Genomic DNA, 19,801 nt, shown 5'->3' on the forward strand with positions numbered 1-19,801 from the left:
GGGTGAGGTTACTTACACCCCTACACTCCTGTTTTACACAACTAGAGGGATTGACGCATTTTGCCAAACCTGAAAATATGCAAGTTAAATGTTTCCACGCTCAAAAACTATAAAAATGCAGATAAAAACTTTACATCCGCACTAGCCTGAACGAGAAAAAAATAATAAATTTATTTTTTCCCATTCCCACTTTCCCCTCTACTGGGGGTTGTTTGATTCAAATTGGATCTGTGAAAGTGGTTGCGATCGCAAAATACGGGATCAATGTAAAATCTATTTTTCCCATCTTGAAATTGGGCAAACTATACACAATCGCATCACCTTCGTTGTCACTATGCAAACTCCAAATAGTAACTCCTCTACTCTCCAAGATGTGTCACGCAGGGAATTGCGGGATTTAGTGCGAGCGCAATTACAAAGTTTGTTGGAAGTGGGAGATTTGCGTGGAGCTAAAGCTATTTTAGTCCCCGTGCAACCTGTAGATATTGCTGAGGCTATAGAAGGATTACCAGAAGCAATGCACGCGATCGCTTTTCGCTTACTTTCCAAAGATGAGGCGATCGAAGTTTACGAATATCTTGACTACAGTGTACAAGAACGATTAATAGAAGAACTCAGAAGTCAGGAAGTGCGCGAGATTGTCGAGCAAATGTCACCGGATGATCGAGCTAAGTTATTCGATGAGTTACCAGCAAAAATTGTCAAGCGCCTGTTAGAACAACTGAGTCCAGCCGAACGGGAATCCACAGCCCAACTCTTGGGTTACGAAGCTGGTACTGCTGGACGGATTATGACTCCGGAGTTAATCTCTCTCAAAGAAAATTTGACCGTGGCAGAAACTCTAGAGCGAATTCGCAGTTTAGCTAATGCTAGCGAGATGATTTACTATCTTTACGTCACGGATGCAGCTAGGCGCTTGACGGGAATTTTATCGCTGCGCGAGTTGGTGACTTCTCAACCCCAACAAACAATCGGTGATATCATGACTCGCGATGTGTTGTCTGTGAATACAGATACAGACCAAGAAGAAGTAGCGAGATTGATCCAAAGATACGACTTTTTGGCTGTACCTGTGGTGGATCGAGAACAACGACTGGTGGGTATTGTTACCGTTGATGATGTGATTGATATTTTACAAGAGGAAAACACCAGAGATATCTATACTGTGGGTGGTGGTGTGCAATCTGACGGTGACAGCTATTTCCAGGCTAATTTGCTGACAGTGGCTCGCAAGCGGGTAGTTTGGCTGTTTGTTTTGCTGATTACCAACACAATCACCGGCACAATTATTAAGTCCCAAGAAGATATTTTGGGAAAAGTAGTGGTGCTAGCAGCGTTTATTCCCCTGCTGACGGGTACAGGTGGTAATGTCGGCGCTCAATCTTCCACAGTAGTCATTCGCGGGATGAATACCGAAGAAATTCGCGCCCTGGGAGGCCCGTTGCAAGTGGTTGTCCGCGAAGGTTTGGCGGGTGCGTTGCTAGGAATCATGCTAGGTGCGATCGCCACTATCTGGGCTTTCTTTCTGCAAAAGAATTTACCAGTAGCGATCGCAGTTGGTAGCAGTCTTGTAGCAATTTCGGTTTTGGCTTCTGTTTCCGGTTCCGCACTGCCGTTTTTATTTCGCCTATTTCGTTTAGATCCAGCGTTGATGTCAGCACCGTTTATAACCACGGCAGTGGATGTCTTAGGTGTATTAATTTATTTCAATCTAGCAAGAATGATCTTAAATGTATGAGCGCCTTAGAAAAACCACTTGTATTTTGGCTTGGTTTTGAATGGCATAGAAATAGAGAACGGTTTGTGCGAGGTTTTGATAAAGTAGCTCTAAGTTATAGACCTATTTAATTCACATTAGACATAATAATGTTCGGCTAATTGCTTACTATATTATGCTTCGCTGTTGGTCATTGGTTTTTCCCATTATCCTTACGGTTACTCTCCCTTGAAGCCGAGAGAGCGGGTGTCTACGCCAGTCGCTCATGGTGGAGGAACCCCCTGCGTAAGAGTCGCTAGCTCACCAATTACCTATTACCAGCCTACGCAACAGTATAAGTATTCAAGCGAACATGATATAGTATTCAGAATAGGGATCGCATTATCTCCAGAGTTTTACCAAATTAAAAGCCAAGTACAACACTTCATTAATTCGTAGCGAATAGTCAACAAAAAGACTCTGCGTTACTCTGCGCTTACTCTGTGTTCCTCCGCGTTTAAAAATGCTACGATTTTACACAAAGCTGTACTTATAAAAAAACTATTAAAACCTTTCCTAAACTCTAGCCTCTAGTCCTGATTTTACTAGTAATTCTTCTTCAACAACTGACTGAAAATATTAAATCTCTTATCCAGTTCGCCAATTATTTTGAGGATATTTGCAACGTTTTGTGGCGGCTGACAAATTAGTGTATCCTCACCAATTAATCGCTGAAAATCAACTTTCACTTCTCCCCTACGTTCGGTTTGACTATCACTCTCATAAAACTTTACGCCTGCTGATTGCATAATCTTGATCACTTCCTGAGCGAGGATGCCGTAACCAATTGTGCTAGGATGAATTCCATCTAAAGAGAACAAACCGCCTTGAGTACGACCATTGGATCCAGAGATGAAAAAGCGAGAGTCTGGAACAGGTGAAAGTGCTTGTAATTCTGGTGGTAGTTCGTAAGCCCCACCAACTTCTTCCCACCAAGAAGGTCTAGCAGTACTATCTTCTAGATAACGCCGGAATGCCAGCCTGTCAAGTAACCCACAAGTTTCTAGTAAATACCAATCTCTACCTTCGGTTCTCGCTTGTCGCACTGCATCAGTAATATACTCATTGTACTGATCAATCGCACTGTCTATTACTCTCACTTCTGCTTCAGTAAGATGTGGATGTTTATTGGGTTCAAAATCTGTATCTGCAATCCAAGGTAAAGTGTAGTAAGGAAAGTAACGTGAACCCTGTTTAACTTTACCACTTACTCCCTTAGCAAAAGGTACGATTGTGATGTGAGGTACTGTACCAAAAATCACATGACGAGTGCGAATTTTCTTGACTTCAGCCACTACCTGCTCTAGTTCTGCTTTAAAGTGAATTGGACGCCAGACAGTGTATTGATCGTTGACTTTCATGTCATCATAGCCAGTATCACTCCATACAACATTAAATGTGAGAATACTGCCCAGGGCATTATTTGCACCAATAAAGACAATTAAAGTTTCAATTCCTTCGGTTTCTGCTGTTCCCTCAGCACCAAGGACTGCGGCTGCTTGCAAAGGTGTAAGTGCTTTGCCATTTGCATCTCTGGCTGAGTTCAAAACCCGGATAGTGGCGCGTTCATTATGATGATCAACAATCTGTTGCCAAAAATCATCTTGAGTTTTGTAATTATTAATGATATCAATACAGATATCTGCATTGCGTGAGAGGATATTCCGCAAATCCCAACCGTAAACAGCTAAGTTGTGATTAATCTCGCGTTGATTTGCCAGCAGTGAACCTTCGCCACGTTCCCAGTAATCTTCGGTTTTATCCAAGAAGCTACGTAAAAATAGCAAAGTTGGGAAAAAATTAAAAAAGTTGATGTTGTCACCAAAGCGTTCCTGGAGATGACGAACCAAAGATTCTAAGTTTAATGGCAATCCATCACCTGGTGAATCATAGATCGGATAACGCAACTGTTTCCAACCCATTTCCCTTGCGATAATTGCAGGATAGGATATGCGTGTATTAAAAATTGCTCCACTTTGAAAACCATGTGTAATTGAATCACCAATAGTTACCAGGCGATGCCGAGGTGTTCCTTGCGTATTGACATTTACAGGAATACCCAAAGTTGGGTCTGTAATTGGTTTTCGCGCTTCAAACCGCACTTGTACATCCGGAGGTGTTTGATGATCGCTCTGTAGTTGTGCAGGAGTATGATTAGCCATAATGTGCTTTTTTTAACGCTGTATTGAACATCCTCTCACAAAAATTCCCAATTATAGTACTGAGAAAATCTAATTTTTTGAGAGTAGGAAAAGTCATGTTTTAGAGCTTATTTATAAAGTAAAAATAAAATTGCTGTAGGGTGTGTTATGTGCAGATTTCGATATGATTTGTTACAAAAAATATAATTAAAGCGCCTAACGCACCATGTTAGATAGCGGTGCGTTAAACTTTAGCTTAACGCACCCTACTCGCTTTACCCTTTTCCCTATTTTCAATGTGATCCTTGTCACTGCTTTAATCCACATCAGTAATAAATAACAGCGCGGCTGAAAGCCAGATATCTGACAACTTTGTTGCGAATTTTTGAGCAAAAATCTTTCAAAATTTTCTTTGTTACAATTAACTTTTGGTAGGCAGTATCATGATATATAGTTGCCTAGCACATTATACTAGCCAAAATACTTAAGTTTTGTTTGCTATATCGGCAATCAGTAATGAACCTATTAAAAATTAAATACTAGCAGAATTATTTAACAATTCATTCAAGGAGAAGCAGATGAAATTTGGGATAGACATCGGGCATAATTGCCCACCCGATACTGGTGCAAGAGGCATTAAAATTGAGGATAATTTGACTTTAGATGTAGGCAACAGAGTTATATCTAAGTTAAAAGCTTTAGGGCATCAAGTTGTGGATTGTAAACCAGACAGAGCCTCCACAGTAGGGGAATCCCTAAGGAAAAGATGCGCTACCGCAAATGCTAATAAAGTAGAACTTTTTGTATCCATTCATTTTAATGCCTTTAATCGGCAAGCGAATGGCACAGAAGTATTTTCAATTAGCGATACAGGCAGAAAAATTGCCAAACCAGTATTAGATGAAATAGTGAAATTAGGCTTTTTTAATCGCGGTGTGAAAAATGGTAGTCACTTATTTGTCCTGAAGAATACAGATATGCCCGCGATTTTAATAGAATGTTGCTTTATCGATTCGCAAAAAGACATGAATCTGTATAATCCAGAGGCAATGGCGAATGCGATCGTCAAAGGTTTAACTGGTAAATTACCTACTACCCCTTTACCTCCCGTTGCCGATGAAGAAGACAATCCAGATACAACCATCCAGAGATTGCAAAAAGCTTTAAATCGGCTCAAAATTACCGATAAAAATGGTCGGTCTCTCTTAGAGGATGGCGTTAATGGTACAGCAACCAAATCGGCAATAGAAAAATTTCAAAGTATTGTCGGCATTCAACAAACAGGAATTGCTGGAGACACTACCTGGAATGCAATTAATCAAATTTTAGCCAAACGAGTTATTAGAGTAAATCATGCAGGTGGTGTAGTTGTCAGATACTTGCAATTCCGTTTAGGTGTAGAAATTGACGGTGTTTATGGGCCACAAACAGAGGTAGCCATGAAGAGATTTCAGCAGCAAAATGGTTTAACTGCTGATGGAATTGTTGGGCCTGTTACTTGGCAGAAATTAATTGGTTAATGAATGTTATTTGTTGTTAGTTGTTTGTTAGTTGGAATAATTAACAACCAACATTCAACAATCAACAAAGAACACTTGAGGAGAAATCTATGGCTTTTAACATCACTGTACTGAAATTACCAGTTCTCAAAATAGGTTCTAATGGAATTTATGTGAGTGCGTGGCAAAGCTTTTTAAAAGAAGCTGAATATCCAATTCAAAATGTTGATGGCGAGTTTGGTAAAGGTACTGACGAAGCTACTCGTATTTATCAACAAAGAAATGGCTTAGAAGCTGATGGAATTGTTGGTAATGGCACATATAGTAAAGCTGCTACTCAAGGTTTTATTGCTAAAATCCCTAACCTTTCAGCTAGTACATTGCTGAATTATCTCCGTTTTGGTGAAACAGAAGTTAAGGATTTACAAAAGTGTTTGAATCAGGTTGCACAACTCAATCCGCCATTAACAGTAGATGGTGATTTTGGTAATACAAGTACTAAAGGATTAGCTGAAGCATATAAAAAAAGAGATGTACGCTTACGTGGTGAATTAGAACAAGCTTTGAGTAATACAACTAAACAAAAACTGGGAACAGATTTTACTCAAGCAATGGATATATTTAACACCTATGCGAAAAAACAAAGATTTCGTCTGAGTGGTTCCCATTGGGTTGATAATTTTCCCACAAGTAAGTTAATTGCTGATTTAGCTTCTCCATTTCGTCAAAAAGTAGAAGCATTTCAAAAAGCCTTGATTGATGCTGGCTGTCAAGTGATTGTTACTGCTACCCATCGTCCCAAAGAACGTGCTTACCTAATGCATTATTCTGCCAGAATTAATCGTCAAGAAATATCACCCCAATATGTACCAGCTATGAATGGAGTTGATATTAATTGGGTACATTATACTAATGCAGGCTCACTACAAGCTGCTAAAGATATGGTAGTAGCTTATGGTGTAGGTGGTAATCCTGTATCTTTAAATTCTCGCCATATTCAAAGATTAGCAATTGACTGGAATGTAACCTGGGATGGCAAGATTAATATTAGGGATGGAAACGGCAGAATTGTTAGTGTTGGTGAACCCTGTAATGCTGCTTTGAATAAAACTTTATGGAAAGTGGGTGAATCTTACGGTGTATACAAACTGAGTAATGATCCTCCCCATTGGTCAGTGGATGGTTATTAAAATTTGGGGAAAATAAAGGAAAATAAAAACCCTTTAACCTTTCCCCTTTACCCGACTCTTACAAAAACGACTTTTGCAAGAGGTCTATCATTGCGTATTTGCTGGCTGTAATGGTAAAGATTGACCATTCAAAATTGGTCTATGGGTTTTCAAATCAAATTTATACCCATGTGGCAAAATATGCAGCCTTGCTCCACAAATTGCTAAAGCCTCATCTTTCAAAATCTCGTCCACGTTATTATGTATAACTTCTGATTCATCTACAATTGTTACCGAGCCTTCTCCAATAACTTCTATTTGATTGTCAGTAACAACCATCGCTGTATTTTCATCAATACCAAATCCTAATACCGCAGGTTGCTGCGCTAGAGCTGAGATTAACCGTCCTAAACGTCCTCTTTGGGAGAAATGCTGATCAATTACTACCCCAGGTAAAAAACCTAAACCGGGGCCCATATCCACAATTTCAATGCGGGGATTTGTCTCAGAATCGCCCTCTACAATCATGACGTCTGGCATTACAGCAGCCCCCGCACTTGTGCCTCCTATGACTACACCTTCAGAAAAGCGTTTGTGAATAGCTGCATCTATTTCGGTGTCTTTAAGTATACTAGTAATCCTAGCTTGATCTCCCCCTGTAAAAAATACTCCTGTTGCCTTATTAATTGCTTCCAAAGCAGTTGATGAAGAACCATCTTCACGAGTTTCTGTATCAACTATGCGGACGTCTTCTGCTCCAAGCCGCTCGAAGACTCTAATATAGTTTTCTCCTACTTCTCTGGGTAGTTCTGTCGCTGCTGTCATAATCACAATTCGCGCTTTAGTACCCCCGGCACGACGGACAAACTCTCGTAGGATTTGGCAGTCTCCCTCCTTATCTTCTGCTCCCCCAATAATCACCAACTGCCGTTTAGTTTGGCTTTCTGACATAGCGCCTCCGAGTATAATGAGTATGAATTAATATCAAGAAACATGACCAAATAATTACTAATTTTTCTGGCTAATTAATAATTATTTATATTTCACCTCTGTTGACAATACTCCCGCACTGTTAAATACGGGAGTACAATAGCTTCAAAACTGAGTAATTTAATTATTTAACAAAATTTTTCTCAGTTAGAATTTGAACAAAAAAATCTAATTATCTTGGTTGTTAAACAGCAGATTTACTAAAAAAGAATGTGCTTCCTCTAAAGGAAAATGTCTAGGTTTTCCTTGAAAGACTATTTGATATTCGTTAGCATCTGGCCCATCTCCAAAGCCAGAAATTAACTTGCGGTGAAAAGCCTCCTCAGCTAGATAGCGAACTTCATTCCGGAGAGCATCTTTAGTAACATTCATGCTCTGCTGTCTCCTAAGTTTTTTGATTTTGCTTGTTCATTTATTATTTATATGTATTTGGGGATCATATTTCACCCCTCAAAGGTTATAAGTATTTGGGTATATAAAATAATGTTATTTGTTAATGATTTGTGGTTAATTGTTGGTTGTTGGTTGGTGGTTGTACCAGACGTGCCATGGCACGTCTGTATATTGGTTAGTGGTTAGTGGTCAAAAGTCATTGGGAACTCTTAACTCTTAACAGGAAATAGGTAATTTCTTCCTTGTCCACGCCAGGTGCTACAACGGAACGGACTTCCATAGCCGGAGGTTTCCTCCGGCTTCAGTCCTCGGGAACCTCCAAGGGCGCACTGGGTCCCCTTGTCTTCCTTGTCCTCCTTGTCTCCCTCCCCACCTCCCCCCAGTCTCAACCTCTATACCCTGGGATAGCTCAAAAATTTTCTCAACAGCGTTACACTGATGCCTATGTTACATAACAACTTTGACAAATTGATTCAGCAGTAAATCTTGGTAAACGTCAATTAGCATCAGGACACCAGAGTATTTCGCTAAAGGTATATGGTCAATGGTTCAAGATAAAAATACCGATGCAGTCCGCATTAATGCCAGAAAAACAGATGCCTTCGATATTTTCAACTTTCAGCACTACATCGGGCCGAACCCTTATTTAAATACGGGGGCGCTAGTATTTGATTTTGCTCTGACTGAGCCTTGGCGATCGCTAGCCTTAGAAGATTACATAGAAGTGATTGGCGATCGCTACCCCCAACTCAAGAACGAAACCTACGATTCCCATGCCCAGCTGTTTGCCCGCATTGTGTCCCAAGTGAATAAGCTGGATATGGATTTGCACCTGGATCGCTGGAGTATTCAACCCAACGGTAGATATACCAGAATTGCTGTACAATCTCTGCACGCCGATACAACACGCTCTGTAGTTTATTTTGTTTGGGATTGGTTTGAAGCAATTACTAGAGACGATGATATTGAGTTTGAAGAAGAATTACGGGGACTGCAAAGAAGATTCCGAGTATCTGCCTACGGTGGTCCCACTATTTACGCCTTATTGCGAACAGCTCATAAAAAAGGAATTCCTACCTTTCATATATGGGAGGAAAGACTGACACAGTACGGTTACGGTAAAAAACAAATTCGCGGTGTCGCAACAACATTTGACTGTGATAGTCACCTAGATTCAGACTTTACTACCCGTAAAGATGACTGCAAAGAATTCTTAAAAATTTTAGGTTTTCCAGTACCTAAAGGTGATATAGTTTTCTCCGAAAAAGAAGCCTTGAAGGTAGCTAAAGAAATTGGTTATCCAGTAGCCGTTAAGCCTGTAGTCGGTCATAAAGGCATTGGTGTGACAGCAGATGTGCGAGATGAAGATGATTTAGAAGCTGCTTATTGGAGAGCAGTTAAAGCCATTCCTGAAAATGAGCCAATCCGCATTATTGTAGAAAAAAGTATTCGCGGCAAAGATTACCGCTTGCTGTGTGTTAATGGTAGATTTGTCGCCGCCACCGAACGCCGTCCCGCATCAATTGTCGGTGATGGATACTCAACAATTGATGAATTAATCGAAAAAGAAAATCGCAAACCTGCTCGTTTAGACACACCCACCTCGCCCATGAGTAAAATTCAGCGCGACGAGGCAATGGAACTATATTTAGAAGAACAGGGTTTGTCATTAGACAGCGTGATTGACACAGACAAAACAGTTTATCTTCGCAAAGTTGCCAATCTTTCCGCAGGTGGTATTAGCATTGATGCTACACGCAATGTTCACCCCGACAATATTGTTTTAGCGCAAGATATTGCCCAGCACTTCCGGTTAGTTTGTCTTGGCATTGATGTAATTGCCGAAAATCTTGCCCAATCTTGGAAAGAAAGCGATTTTGCAATTTTGGAAATCAATGCTGCTCCTGGTATTTTGATGCATCTTAACCCCGCCGTTGGTGAAAGTGTGGATGTACCTGCATATATTTTGGAAACCTTTTTTAATACGAATGAGGATGCCAGAATCCCGATTCTCAGCTTTAACCAGATTTCAGTAAAAGAACTGCAAGAAACTATTGACCATATTCTTTTACAAAATCCAAATTGGACAATAGGGGCTGTTTGTCGCGGAGGTGTTTTTATTAATCGCTCCGAAAAATTTTTAAATCAAAACTACAACAGCAACGTCTATACTTTGTTGCGTAATCCTAAGTTGGATTTGATAATTGCTGAATATCATCATGACATCCTAGAAAAAGAGGGTATGTTCTATGACCGCAGCAATTTAGTAGTGCTAAATAATCCTACAGAAATCGAGATGATGTTGATGCGGGATGTTTTGGAAAACTCGACTGTAGTAATTAGAAAAGGAGATAATATTTCAATTCATCGCCAGGGTTTAATTGAAGAATATACATTGGGAGAAGATGAACCATTGACAAGAGTTTATTTGAAAGAAATCAGCACTATTTTTTAATTTATAGGGCAACAGATAAAGCATTAAGAGTAGCGACTGTCTTAAAAGTCAAGCGACTCCCAAAACAGTAATTGCTGTCGCAAAATCTTCGCATTTCACGATCGCTGCTTAAGTAATACCAATTCCCTTTAAACGTGAAACATATTTGTGTTGTACCAGACGTGCCATGGCACGTCTGGTACAGGATTTAAATGTATCGTGATTAACGTGAAATGGTATAAGTGCCATTTCACACTGGCGATTTGATAACATTAACAAAATGGCCGATCCCCAACAAACCAATCTCAGCGATCGCACCTCTTGGGCAGATTTGCATAAACATCTATGGCAAAGCGTAAGAAAAGCAATCTACAGTGGATTAAAGAAACGCTTGAACTAAAACCTGACCATCACTGGGAATCTCCACCAGGCTACAAAATTTTTGTCGCAGGACGAGGTGCTGTGCGCTTCAATGTTCCTCAGAATTGGGTTTTTGAGCCACAAGAAAAATCGTTCAAGTTCCTCGATAAAAAACCGCCTAACGATGATTGTTGCTTGGAAGTATCTTTCAATCGCCTGGCACCTAATGACTGGAGTCTATTTCCGCTAAAAGCCACCTTGAAGAAAGTCATAGACAACGACGAACGCAACGTCATTGAGAAGGGAGAAATAGTTACTCTCAAGCGCCAAACAGCCAAAATTATGTGGGCAGAAATTAAGTTTATCGACACTCAAACAGAACCACGGGAAGCTTTTTCGCGGACTTGCATTGGTTTGGGGTCGAATGTGCAGTGCTTGATTACATTCGATTATTGGGCAGATCAAGCAGAACAGTTAACACCCGTTTGGGATGAAGTGATGCGTAGTCTGACACTAGGACTGTATATCCGTGATCCAAGGACTGGTGTGGCTTTCCCAGACTGAACCACAGGTAGAAAATGCTGCCACCTCCCCACCCTGACAAGTGTAGGTTTTTGACAACAACCTTGGAAACGGTACAGGGATTTAAAAATCAGGGAATAGAGAGGGTGTATGATAAGACATTCATTTCAACTTCCCCGCCAACCTCACTGTGCAGGCGGTGAACCCATAATCCGGTTGCTAGTGCGGCCGCATTCAATTTCTGCAACTCTCAATACTTCTCCTGATCTCCTAGAACCGTTAATTGGTTCTACGCGACAAGACTTTCTCAAGTAATACTCACTTCCAGTGGAACTAGGCCCACTCCATATACTCAGTAAATCCAATTTATATATGTCAGGATTTCTTTGATCAAGGCTAGATACACGCGCTTCTGTTCGCCATAAAGACTTTTCGTCAAATTCACGTAAGCTTGTATCTATTACTTCTCTACCTAAACTATTGACTCTGCTATTCCCGGTCTTTAACCACTGTTCTACTTCTGACCAAGGTCTGTTAGCTATTTGCTCTTTCACGATTGGCTCAAGTTTATTCAAAATTAAAACACCATTTCTGGGAGTTTTACTAATTTGTGGTTCTGTTCTAACCACAAAACTACGCCTAAAGTTATCTGTCTGTAAACTAGGGAACTCTTGTAACCATTTATTTACTACAAATCCGAGTTGTAACCAACAACTAATTACCATACAACTACCAACCAGAATAATAATTTTTTGGCGGTCTTCTATCTTAGGAACCTGAGTGCTGAACTCCGTCCCTGTTCCCTCAAAAAATTCTGGAATCGCTGTGATGAGTGCTGAAATTGTTGGCCAGAAAACAATTGTTCTGGCTGTAATTTCTTGTCCTGGTTCCCTAAAAGCAAAAGCACTTACTAAAAATCCAGTTACTAGCGCCCCAACAGGCATATTCGTACCAGGAATAAGTACAGGATTTTCAGTTGTATACCAGGCAGTCCCTGCTATCAATAATGCCCAGCCACAAAAGGCAATTGCAGATTTAACAAAACCTGTAGATAGAGAGGACATTAACCAAGAAAAAATACTTAAATATACTAATGTTTGCCAAGCAAAAGCCCTTTTGGGAATAAAAAAATCTTTTATATTGTCGTAAATTTCTCCAATAAAGCCAAATAAACCAAATAAATCTCTAATTAGCTCCATATTACAACCTTTACATTCCTAGTAATTGTTTTATTAGTTTTGGTAATTAGTTTAGTACAAAATCCAAAATACTAATTACTAACTTCATCCAATTCTGATAATCAAAAATAGAACTAGCACAACAGCAGTGTAACTAAGCGCATTAGCTATTAGCACACTAGTAAAAATATTTTTTGATTGTAATTTTCTTTTAAAATCACGACGAGAGTAGAATTTTTGAGGAGTAGACTCAGGTTCTTGCTTCCAAAAATCTGTCAACGAAACTAACGCAACTCTTAATATTAATGATTTAACTAAAAAAGTTCCAAAAAAAACAATAAAAGCAGTCAAAATCATCAAATTTATGAGATTAGGTAGTATTTGATTAAAAAAGATTAAATTTATTAAACCAGACCTTAATCTAATAGAAAGAAATGGTTCTATCAAAAAAAATATTGCCCAACCAATAACATTGGAAAATAAATTCATACATATGGCATAAAAACTAGAGGTTTTTTTATCAAATTTGAGAATTGAATTTAAAATATAGGCTTCTAGGGGAATAGATATCAGTAAAAATAAAAAACTAAACAAAATTGCACCAAGGGGTAGGACTTTAGGAAGCAGAGGAAGATCAAACATAAGTAGAACCAGGTTGTTACTAAATTTAACTATGGTTATAGGGGTATAGAGGTGTAAGGAAAGGATAGAGTAATTTTCTTTGTCCTTAAACTCTCTTCAGAAACATAGGGGGTATAGGAGTATATGGGTGTAAGGGTGTAGGAGAAAAATTGTGTTTCTTTCATTTGTTGCTAGTGGCATTCACCGCTAGTGTAAGGCTTATATCTTTATCTTTTATTAGAGGTAAAGGAAGAATTTGAGACATCCTATTTTCTCCCTCATTCCTTTATTGGCTCATTTTTTTATACCCTTTGTTGAATGACTTAAGAAAGTATAGCCGCAACCTAGTCAAATGATGATACTAAGTTGCGGTCTAGCGTAACACTTTGGGCAATGGGGAGGTGGGGAACTCACCTCCCCCCACTCCCTGTCGGTCGTGGGGATTAGGGGCAGTGGGGAGATGGGGAGTGTGAGGAGTGTGAGGGGTGTACGGAGTTTTTTCAAAAATCAAATAGGAATCTCCCAATACAGTTAAGCTAGTAAATTTTCCCCTACCTTCTTACGCAAGACCTTGGGTAAGATAAAAGACTGCCACTTACAGCTTTGAGTGAGATGACAAGGAACGGCATTGGAATTCGCACAGCACAAGTGCGTCAACAAAGGGTGACAGGGCAAATTCACGTTTATGATGGTGCAGGTAAAGGCAAATCCCAAGCAGCTTTAGGAGTCGTTTTGCGCTCAATTGGCTTGGGGATCAATACACCGAGTAATTCTAACCGCGTCTTGCTGCTGCGGTTTTTAAAAGGACCAGAACGAGACTATGATGAAGATGGCGCGATCGCAGCTTTGCAACGGGGATTTCCTCATTTAATTGATCAAGTTCGCACTGGTAGAGCAGAATTTTTTGGGCCAGATGAAATTACAGCCTTTGATAGGTCTGAAGCTGCACGGGGTTGGGATGTAGCAAAAGGCGCGATCGCTTCTGGTTTGTATTCGGTTGTTGTCTTGGATGAAATTAACCCTGTCTTGGATTTGGGTTTATTGTCGGTGGATGAAGTGGTAAAAACACTGACATCTAAACCTGAAGAATTAGAAATTATTGCGACTGGTCGTGCTGCACCCCAAAAGTTGCTAGATATTGCGGATTTGCACTCGGAAATGAAACCTCATCACCACCCAACTGCAACTGCACTCTTAATTGAAGGTATTGAAATTTATACAGGTGCTGGTAAAGGTAAATCCACTAGTGCTTTGGGCAAAGCACTACAAGCTATAGGTCGAGGTATTAATCATCCAGGATCTACGCGTGTATTAATTATGCAGTGGCTTAAAGGTGGTACTGGCTACACTGAAGATGCAGCATTAGCAGCTTTACAACAGTCATATCCACATGTAATAGATCATCAACGCTGTGGTCGAGATGCGATCGTTTGGCGTAATTCTCGGCAGGAGTTAGACTATGTGGAAGCGGAACGAGGTTGGGAAATTGCCAAGACTGCGATCGCTTCTGGACTTTATAAAACCATTATCCTTGATGAGCTTAACCCCACTGTTGACTTAGAATTGCTGCCTGTAGAACCAATTGTCCAAGCTTTACTCCGCAAACCTCGTCATACTGAAATTATCATCACTGGTCGGTGCCAAAACCAACCAGCATATTTCGACTTGGCTAGTATTCACTCTGAAGTTTACTGCCATAAACACTATGCTAATCAAGGCGTGGAACTTAAGCGGGGAGTAGATTTTTAATGTGGTCAATGGTCAATGGTTAAAAAACTCTGAACTCAGAGCAATTGACACTTGACAATGGACTCTTGACTAATAGCTAATGATACCATATCCGTCTTTATAACCCCTCTTTTCCCTAGCGACTGGAAGTCGCGGCTACACAAACAAAGTCCGCCTTCGCGGACTACAGAATAAAAGGGGTAATTGAACTGGATTTGGTATGATTCTTCCTTCTCATGGGATAAAAAACAACTATGTCAAAAGTTCGATGAAAAAATAAGATGAAACTGCACAAATTAGATTAGGAAATAATGCGTTCATGATTATCCACCTCAGCAACACTATTACACCAACCTATGGAAACCGAAGTGCAGCAAAAACAATACAATGATGTTCCCTCAGCAGAAGCTGTGGCAGCAATTGAACCTTCAGATTCTCAAAATCTACCAAAGTTGCCTCCAGCCCAAGAATCTGAGAGTCAATGGCAGCTCATTACTAGAGAATTAACAAACTTTTGGGAGGAATTTTCCCAAAACTTCAATAAGTTTTTTCAAGCATACAAGCCACTGTTGACTAACCTAGTTTGGCTTTTGGCAGCGCTTGTTACAGTTAGGGTAATCCTAGCAGTACTAGATGCAATCAATGATATTCCGCTAGCACAGCCAGTGTTGGAGTTAGTAGGAATTAGTTACACTACTTGGTTCGTTTTTCGCTATCTTCTTAAAGATTCCACTCGGCAAGAATTAGTAGCAGAAATTGACTCTGTTAGAAAGCAAATTTTGGGTTGATTAACGAGTTCAATGCAAATTGAAATTAATTTGCATCATGGCTAATAGTGGGCAATAAATAAATTCTTCATTTTGTTTAAAAACAAGTTTTATTTATGCCTGCATACTTACCAAAAAAATATGTCCCATTCTGTAAACGTAAGCCAGGAATTTTATTTCCTGGCTTGTATTTTAAGTTAACTAATAGACTTATTGTATGAATCCTAAAATCTCCTAAATCCCCCATACACGACGGGAAGATTTAATTTTCTCTCTCCGTACCCCCTCGCTCCTCCCAAAACCGGACGCGCTTGTACTATAGCTCTTGGAACCTCGAATGCAATCATAACTATCAAGCAATATCCCAATTACCAATTACCAACTACCAACTACCAATTACCAATTCCTAAAAATTGGAACTTAGTAAATATATATATCCCTAGACAGATAAAAATCTTTGTTTGTATATTCCAAACACTTCTTTAGATAGTTAGGCTGGCTTTACTAAAAAACTAATATAGTCCTTGGATTGAATGATTAAAACAGATTAATTTAAGGGGCACATAAATTATGGCTAATAATGAAGCTTATAACAAAGGAGCAGATACATCTGATCGCGTTCGGGAAGATAAATACGATCCACATATTGTTCCTGCTGAAACCGCAGCACGTAGAGAAAGAGAAGGAGATTTATTTAAAACAACACCTACAGAAGAAAAAGAAGCCAGTGCTACCACTGATGACCAAACTCATCCTGGTGATAGTATACGCACCACAGATGGCTACACTGTAGATAAAGAAGGTTTGTTAAACAACTACGCGATTGAACCAGAAATGTACTACGAAGTACCAGGTGATGCACGTCAAGAAGCAGAAGAAGATAAATCACATCGCGTTGAAGAATTAACAGAAATTAACGAAGACAAGCAAGGCGAATTAACAATGGAGGGCGACGAACGCGGTAGAGGCCCTGGTGTGGTTTAGTTTTATTGGTGTTGCTAAGTTGGGGATTTAATTTTTAAGAAGGCACATCGCGATGACTGAGAATTTTCTCACTCATCGCTTTTTGTTGTACTCAAATAGTAAATGGTTGTACTTCACGATCGCGCCACTGACGCTGGTAACGTTCGACTACCAAAGGACGAACAATAAACTTGGGGGGACAACCGTCTTTAACATCGATACGCAGACAGGAATATGGTCGGCGTTTTTGAGAACCTTGTCCTGTGCGACCTACAAATAAATGCGATCGCGCTACTAATTTTTGGTCTTCTAATAAATCTGTTCCCTCAGCCCGTTGACGCCGCAAACTGTAGCCACTACCACCGCAAACAATCCAGTTGATATTGCGATCAGCGTGACCTGTATCCATTGTTTGTAGGTATTCTAAACAGTGAGCGTGACCATTCAAAACCAAATCTACTAAGGGACGATCCTCAGCCAGAGAACCTAACTCTGCTGCTACTCCATCCAGTACATCACGCAGGCGATCGCGCACAGCCAGAGTTTGTCCCTGATTCCATTTTGTTGCTTCAGTGACGTAAGGAGGATGGTGAAAATAAATAACTCTACCACGTACTTCTTTAGTATGCCAGGATTCTATCAGGCGCTGCTTCAACCAATCTAGTTGTTCAGTATCTACTACCGTTTTGTGGTCAGCAGTAAGTTGCTTGTCGATATCAACAACAATTTCTTCAATTTGTGCCAATTTCACGCGCAAATCATCCAAATGTTCAGCCTCAGCAGGTTCATTAGTATCTAGTTGGGTCAAAGTTTGCACAATTTCCTGCTTCTGTTCTTCCATCTCGACACGGCGCTTTTGCAAAATCTTGCGTTCAGCTTCTCCTTGTTTTGTTGCTGGTAGTGGAGGCGGATCGTTGAATGTATTAGAATCTAAAGCAAAGAAATCTATGCCACCATAGCGGAAGGTGTAGTAACGATTGGGCAGACGAGTAAAGCTTCCTGGCTCATAACGCAGACATCGACCAGTTTCAGTCTTGGCTGTGTAGTGTGTATCTAAATGACGGGCAAGGTCTGACGGCAGTATAAAAGCTTTTAAATAGTCTAGAAAAGCTCGGGCGTAGGCATCACCCTGTCTGGAACCGTGCCAACCAACATCAAAATCCAACTTAGATGTGAAAAATTTGCGTATAGGAAGTGTAGCTAGAGATAGCACTCCAAACACCAGCGGCAAATCGTAGTAATCATGATTTCCCGGCACAGGTAGGATCGGCAACTGAAAAACCATTTGGTCATAAGCAATACGCTGGGGTTGCTCACCTCCACAGATAAACTCACGGTAAGGTTCAATGAAATTCTTTTGGTAATACTCGCTTGACCCCACTAAATAGATGACGTCGCCCGTATGCAGCATAAAACGGCATTCTTGACGATGGGGGAGCATTAATTCTGCAACTTGCCGTTGGGGATTATGTGTATAATGTGACCCCGCCCCACTGTCACCCACCACTAAAAATGAAAATTTCGATTCTTCGTCTCGACCATCATCTAGCATTAGCCGAGTTTGATCTATGCCACGTTGCACCACCAACGGGTCTTGCCACTTTACCCGTTGGTTCATCTTACGAATTTTATCAGCGATCGCTGGTTCCGATACAAATTTCATACTCAAGAGTTATTGGTCATCAGCATTAGTTGCTTGAAACAACTATCTACTAAACTATTAACCACTAACACTCCACATCGACTTATTTATTTTGGTTCATTTACAAAATTCTAAAAGCCTACCGACAAACAGTAGTATATTGAATACAGACTTTTTTAGATGTATTTTTTAGCCAACAAGGAAAACACAGATGCGAATTGCTGACAATATAACAGAATTGGTGGGCAGAACTCCTTTAGTTCGCTTAAACAGAATTCCTCAAAGTGCGGGAGCAGTAGCTCAGATTGTAGTGAAATTAGAAAGTATGAATCCAGCCGCATCCGTGAAAGACAGAATAGGGGTGAGTATGGTAGAGGCTGCGGAAGCCGCTGGCTGGATCAAACCCGGACAAAATGTTTTAGTTGAGCCAACTTCTGGAAATACAGGCATTGCTTTAGCGATGGTAGCAGCTGCCAAGGGCTATGATTTGATTTTGACAATGCCGGAAACCATGAGCAAAGAAAGACAAGCAATGCTCAGAGCTTATGGTGCAAAACTGGTATTAACACCAGGAGTAGAAGGGATGCGGGGTGCGATCGTTCGGGCTGAGCAAATAGTAGCACAAACACCTAATGCCCGCATGTTACAGCAGTTTCGTAATCCAGCCAATCCCAAAGTGCATCGCGAAACCACAGCCGAAGAAATTTGGCAAGACACCGATGGACAAGTAGACATTTTGGTAGCAGGAGTTGGTACTGGTGGAACAATTACAGGTGTAGCAGAAGTAATCAAACAACGTAAACCAACTTTTCAAGCGATCGCTGTCGAACCAGCCAGCAGCCCTGTACTAGCAGGAGGACTACCCGGGCCACATAAAATTCAAGGTATCGGCGCTGGCTTTGTTCCAGATATTTACCGTCCAGACTTAGTGGATGAAGTCATTCAAGTCACAGATGAGCAGTCAATTTCCTATGGCCGTCGTTTAGCCAGAGAAGAAGGCTTGTTATCAGGAATTTCTGCCGGTGCAGCCTTGTATGCAGCAATTCAAGTAGCAAAGCGTCCAGAAAATGAAGGCAAATTAATTGTAATGATTCAGCCTAGTTTTGGTGAACGCTACTTAAGTACATCACTTTTCCAAGAACCACAAGAAACTGAATGGTTGCAGAAAGTGTAAACTTGATTAACTGGGGAGCCAATGCGTTGCTGCGGGGGTTCTCCCCCGTTGTAGCGTTAGGATACTGAACTTCTACCGTTTAGGACTCAGCAAGTTGAAGACTACAAACGAGACAAAGGCAAAAACCCCACTAGCATAAAAGACTGCTTGTGTTCCCCAAATTGCATCAACAATGCTATTGGTTTGAGGTTATCTGCTGAAGAAAATTTTGTCGGATCCTTCAGAACATTGAGGATGTCTTCATAGCGTGTGAGAACATAGCCATTTAATATGGGACTGTGAAATATTGGTTCTTCTTCTCTAGCACGCTGAAAGAACGAATAGGGATCGTCAAGTTGTGGTTGCACAAAGGGTTGAAATTCCTGTCCCAGATGGGGACAAGTTTTTTTCTCAGTTTGTATCGAATCTTGTCCAATCATTGTTGTTATTCCTTTCAAATAATTACGTGTAATTGAAAACCAACC

The 19,801-nt window shown here is 40.5% G+C and carries 17 protein-coding genes; 9 read left to right on the plus strand and 8 right to left on the minus strand.

Annotation, left to right across the window (positions count from 1 at the left end; all coding sequences use genetic code 11):
• The first annotated feature begins 334 nt into the window (after positions 1-334).
• Complete coding sequence (gene mgtE / locus UYI_RS0111855; protein ID WP_016866883.1) at positions 335-1,738, plus strand: magnesium transporter; 1,404 nt, start codon at positions 335-337, stop codon at positions 1,736-1,738.
• Between the two features lie 563 nt (positions 1,739-2,301).
• On the opposite strand, the gene UYI_RS0111865 is transcribed toward mgtE, so the two are convergent.
• Complete coding sequence (locus tag UYI_RS0111865) at positions 2,302-3,918, minus strand: hypothetical protein (RefSeq protein ID WP_016866885.1); 1,617 nt, start codon at positions 3,916-3,918, stop codon at positions 2,302-2,304.
• 557 nt (positions 3,919-4,475) lie between these two features.
• Between UYI_RS0111865 and UYI_RS0111870 the strand changes: the two genes are divergently transcribed.
• On the plus strand, positions 4,476-5,417 hold the full coding sequence (locus tag UYI_RS0111870) for an N-acetylmuramoyl-L-alanine amidase (RefSeq protein WP_016866886.1): 942 nt from the start codon (positions 4,476-4,478) through the stop codon (positions 5,415-5,417).
• Positions 5,418-5,506: 89 nt separating this feature from the next.
• Complete coding sequence (locus UYI_RS0111875; RefSeq protein ID WP_016866887.1) at positions 5,507-6,586, plus strand: peptidoglycan-binding domain-containing protein; 1,080 nt, start codon at positions 5,507-5,509, stop codon at positions 6,584-6,586.
• An 87-nt stretch (positions 6,587-6,673) separates the two neighbouring features.
• Here UYI_RS0111875 and UYI_RS0111880 read toward each other — a convergent pair whose 3' ends face one another.
• Positions 6,674-7,516, minus strand: a complete 843-nt coding sequence (locus tag UYI_RS0111880) for a cyanophycinase (protein ID WP_016866888.1) — start codon at positions 7,514-7,516, stop codon at positions 6,674-6,676.
• A gap of 207 nt (positions 7,517-7,723) precedes the next feature.
• Positions 7,724-7,927, minus strand: a complete 204-nt coding sequence (locus UYI_RS0111885) for a hypothetical protein (protein WP_016866889.1) — start codon at positions 7,925-7,927, stop codon at positions 7,724-7,726.
• A gap of 565 nt (positions 7,928-8,492) precedes the next feature.
• On the opposite strand from UYI_RS0111885, the gene UYI_RS0111890 reads away from it, so the two are divergent.
• Entirely contained in the window at positions 8,493-10,403 is a 1,911-nt protein-coding gene (locus UYI_RS0111890) for an ATP-binding protein (protein ID WP_016866890.1), read from the plus strand.
• Positions 10,404-10,727: 324 nt separating this feature from the next.
• On the plus strand, positions 10,728-11,306 hold the full coding sequence (locus UYI_RS0111895) for a hypothetical protein (RefSeq protein WP_016866891.1): 579 nt from the start codon (positions 10,728-10,730) through the stop codon (positions 11,304-11,306).
• Between the two features lie 143 nt (positions 11,307-11,449).
• On the opposite strand, the gene fraD is transcribed toward UYI_RS0111895, so the two are convergent.
• The 3 genes from fraD to UYI_RS36765 all read right to left on the minus strand — a co-directional run bounded on the left by fraD (position 11,450) and on the right by UYI_RS36765 (position 13,574).
• Positions 11,450-12,463: a septal junction protein FraD gene (gene fraD / locus UYI_RS0111900; RefSeq protein ID WP_016866892.1), complete on the minus strand. Its 1,014-nt coding sequence runs from the start codon at positions 12,461-12,463 to the stop codon at positions 11,450-11,452.
• A gap of 84 nt (positions 12,464-12,547) precedes the next feature.
• Positions 12,548-13,084 (minus strand): filament integrity protein FraC, encoded by a 537-nt coding sequence (fraC, locus tag UYI_RS0111905; protein ID WP_016866893.1) that lies wholly within the window; start codon positions 13,082-13,084, stop codon positions 12,548-12,550.
• A 352-nt stretch (positions 13,085-13,436) separates the two neighbouring features.
• Entirely contained in the window at positions 13,437-13,574 is a 138-nt protein-coding gene (locus tag UYI_RS36765; protein WP_157226330.1) for a hypothetical protein, read from the minus strand.
• A 101-nt stretch (positions 13,575-13,675) separates the two neighbouring features.
• Between UYI_RS36765 and UYI_RS0111910 the strand changes: the two genes are divergently transcribed.
• The 3 genes from UYI_RS0111910 (at position 13,676) to UYI_RS0111920 (ending at position 16,542) form a co-directional block, all read left to right on the plus strand.
• Positions 13,676-14,812, plus strand: a complete 1,137-nt coding sequence (locus UYI_RS0111910; RefSeq protein ID WP_016866894.1) for a cob(I)yrinic acid a,c-diamide adenosyltransferase — start codon at positions 13,676-13,678, stop codon at positions 14,810-14,812.
• Between the two features lie 335 nt (positions 14,813-15,147).
• Positions 15,148-15,579 carry a CAAD domain-containing protein gene (locus UYI_RS0111915; protein WP_016866895.1) on the plus strand — a complete coding sequence of 144 codons (432 nt, stop codon included), beginning with the start codon at positions 15,148-15,150 and terminating at the stop codon, positions 15,577-15,579.
• 549 nt (positions 15,580-16,128) lie between these two features.
• Complete coding sequence (locus UYI_RS0111920) at positions 16,129-16,542, plus strand: hypothetical protein (RefSeq protein ID WP_016866896.1); 414 nt, start codon at positions 16,129-16,131, stop codon at positions 16,540-16,542.
• A 91-nt stretch (positions 16,543-16,633) separates the two neighbouring features.
• Here UYI_RS0111920 and UYI_RS0111925 read toward each other — a convergent pair whose 3' ends face one another.
• On the minus strand, positions 16,634-18,184 hold the full coding sequence (locus tag UYI_RS0111925; RefSeq protein WP_016866897.1) for a metallophosphoesterase family protein: 1,551 nt from the start codon (positions 18,182-18,184) through the stop codon (positions 16,634-16,636).
• 190 nt (positions 18,185-18,374) lie between these two features.
• On the opposite strand from UYI_RS0111925, the gene cysK reads away from it, so the two are divergent.
• A complete protein-coding gene (gene cysK, locus UYI_RS0111930) occupies positions 18,375-19,337 on the plus strand; it encodes a cysteine synthase A (protein WP_016866898.1) in 963 nt (320 codons plus the stop codon).
• A 101-nt stretch (positions 19,338-19,438) separates the two neighbouring features.
• Here the strand turns inward: cysK and UYI_RS0111935 are convergent, their stop codons facing one another.
• The gene (locus UYI_RS0111935) at positions 19,439-19,756 is read right to left on the minus strand and encodes a hypothetical protein (RefSeq protein ID WP_016866899.1); all 318 of its coding nucleotides are present in this window, start codon (positions 19,754-19,756) and stop codon (positions 19,439-19,441) included.
• Positions 19,757-19,801: the final 45 nt, after the last annotated feature.

It is taken from the genome of Fischerella muscicola PCC 7414 (assembly GCF_000317205.1).
Lineage (GTDB): Bacteria > Cyanobacteriota > Cyanobacteriia > Cyanobacteriales > Nostocaceae > Fischerella > Fischerella muscicola.